This is a genomic window from Rhodococcus sp. HM1 (assembly GCF_023218075.1).
In the GTDB taxonomy this organism is placed as follows: Bacteria; Actinomycetota; Actinomycetes; order Mycobacteriales; family Mycobacteriaceae; genus Rhodococcus.
Genome location: NZ_JALPTB010000162.1, coordinates 1 through 2,142 on the forward strand (window position 1 = coordinate 1; position 2,142 = coordinate 2,142).

Below are 2,142 nucleotides of genomic sequence, written 5' to 3' on the forward strand. Positions count from 1 at the left end.
GTTGTAGGCCGCCGACGCGGTGTCGAGCTGGTTGACGAACCACAGGCGCTGCTGCGCCGCGGACACCGGGACCGGGTCCGGGCGGGGCCCGGCGACCAGCGGCGGCCGGTCCACGGCGCCGGCGGCGTGCAGGGCCGCGGACAGGGCCCGGACCGTGGGCGACTCGAACAGCGCGCGCACCCCCAGGTCGGTGCCGAGCGCGGCGTTGATGCGGGCCAGCACCCGGGTGGCGATCAGCGAGTTGCCGCCCAGATCGAAGAAGCTGTCGTCGATCCCGACCCGGTCGAGGCCGAGCTGGTCGGTGAACACCTCGGCGACGGTGCGTTCGATGTCGGTGGTGGGGGCGGTGAACTCGGTCGCGGACGTGAACACCGGGTCGGGCAGCGCGCGGCGGTCGAGCTTGCCGACGGGGGTCAGCGGGATCCGGTCGAGCACGGTAACCGCGGCGGGCACCATGTACCCCGGCAGCCGGCGGCCGACGTGCGCGAGCAGCGCGGCGACGTCGACGGTGTGCCCGGTCTCGGGCAGCACATAGGACGCGAGCAGGGTGTCGCCGGACGGTGCGGTGCGGCCCAGGGTGACCGCGAACGCGACGTCCTCGTGGTCGGTGAGCACCGCGTCGATCTCGCCGAGTTCGATGCGGAACCCGCGGATCTTGACCTGGAAGTCGGAGCGGCCCAGGTACTCGGCGTTCGCCCGCTCACCGTTGGAACGCCAGCGCACCACGTCGCCGGTGCGGTACATGCGGGAGCCCGGGGGGCCGTAGGGGTCGGCGACGAACCGGGTGGCGGTCAGCCCCGGCTGGTTGTGGTAGCCGCGGGTGACGTCGGGTCCCCCGATGTACAGCTCGCCGGCGAGCACGGGAGGCAACGGGTGCAACCGTTGATCGAGCAGGACCTCGTTGACTCCGCACACCGGGGTGCCGAGGGTGATCGGATTGCCCGCTCGCAGCGCGGCGATGTTCACGACCACCGTCGTCTCGGTCGGCCCGTACCCGTTGTACATGCGGCAGCGGGGCGCCCAGCGGGCCGCCAGCTCCGGGGGGCACGCCTCCCCGGCGACGATCACGACCTCCAGGTCGACCTGGGCGGGGTCGACCGAGGCCAGCGCGGCCGGGGTCGCGAACGCGTGGGTGACGCCCTGCTCGCGCCAGATCCGCGCGAGCTCGTCGCCACCGTAGACGGTGTCGGGCACGATCACGAGGGTCGCGCCGACACCGAACGCGGTCATGTACTCGAAGATCGACGCGTCGAAGCTCGGCGACGAGAAGTGCGACACCCTGGCGGTCGGCAGCGGCGCCAGCCGGTTGTGCAGCGACGCGGCCAGGTTCGACAGGCCCCGGTGCGGGACGACGACACCCTTCGGGCGGCCGGTGGAACCGGAGGTGTAGATCAGGTAGGCGGGATGGTCGACGTGCAGGTCCGCGCGGCGATCGAGGTCGGTCAGCGGCAGCGGGGACGCCGCGTCCACCCGCTCCTTGAAGTCGGGGCCGTCGAGCACCAGCCACGGCACCGTGTCGGGCAGGGTTCCGTGATGCCGGGCCGTGGTCAGCCCGAGCACGGCACCGGAGTCGGTGAGCATGTGCTCGACGCGGTCGCGCGGGTAGGAGGGGTCGACGGGCACGAACGCCGCGCCGGACTTGGCGACCGCCCAGATCGCGGCGACCGACTCGATGGACCGGGCGATGCCCAGCGCCACGAACTTCTCCGGGCCCAGACCGGCGTCGACGAGGACCCGGGCGGCGCGGTTGGACCATTCGTCGAGTTCGCGGTACGTCACGGTGCGGTCCAGGCAGGACAGCGCCACGGTGTCGGGCACGATCGCCGCGACCGAGGAGAGCAGCTCGTGCCACAGTTGCGGCGACATCGTCGGTCGTCCCCGCGCCGGGACGAGTCCGGCCAGGTCGGCGGGTGCGACGAAGTCGATGTCCCCGACCGGGACCTCCGGGTCGGTGGTGACGGCGGCGAGGATCCGGGCCCAGCGGTCGACGAGTTCGCGGATCGCGTCGGCGTCGAACACCTCGTCGGCGTAGGTGCACCGCACCCGCAGTTCGGTGTCGCCGGGGGTGACGTGCAGCGCGACGTCGACCGGGGCCGGCGGACGGGCGGTCGCGGCGTCGGTGGCGGTGGCGGTGGTGTCGAT

At 73.0% G+C, this 2,142-nt stretch carries 1 protein-coding gene; it reads right to left on the reverse strand.

Annotated features, from left to right (window positions below):
- The coding region (locus tag M1M07_RS32170) for an amino acid adenylation domain-containing protein (protein ID WP_248676754.1) at nt 1-2,142 on the reverse strand (2,142 nt) is incomplete at both ends.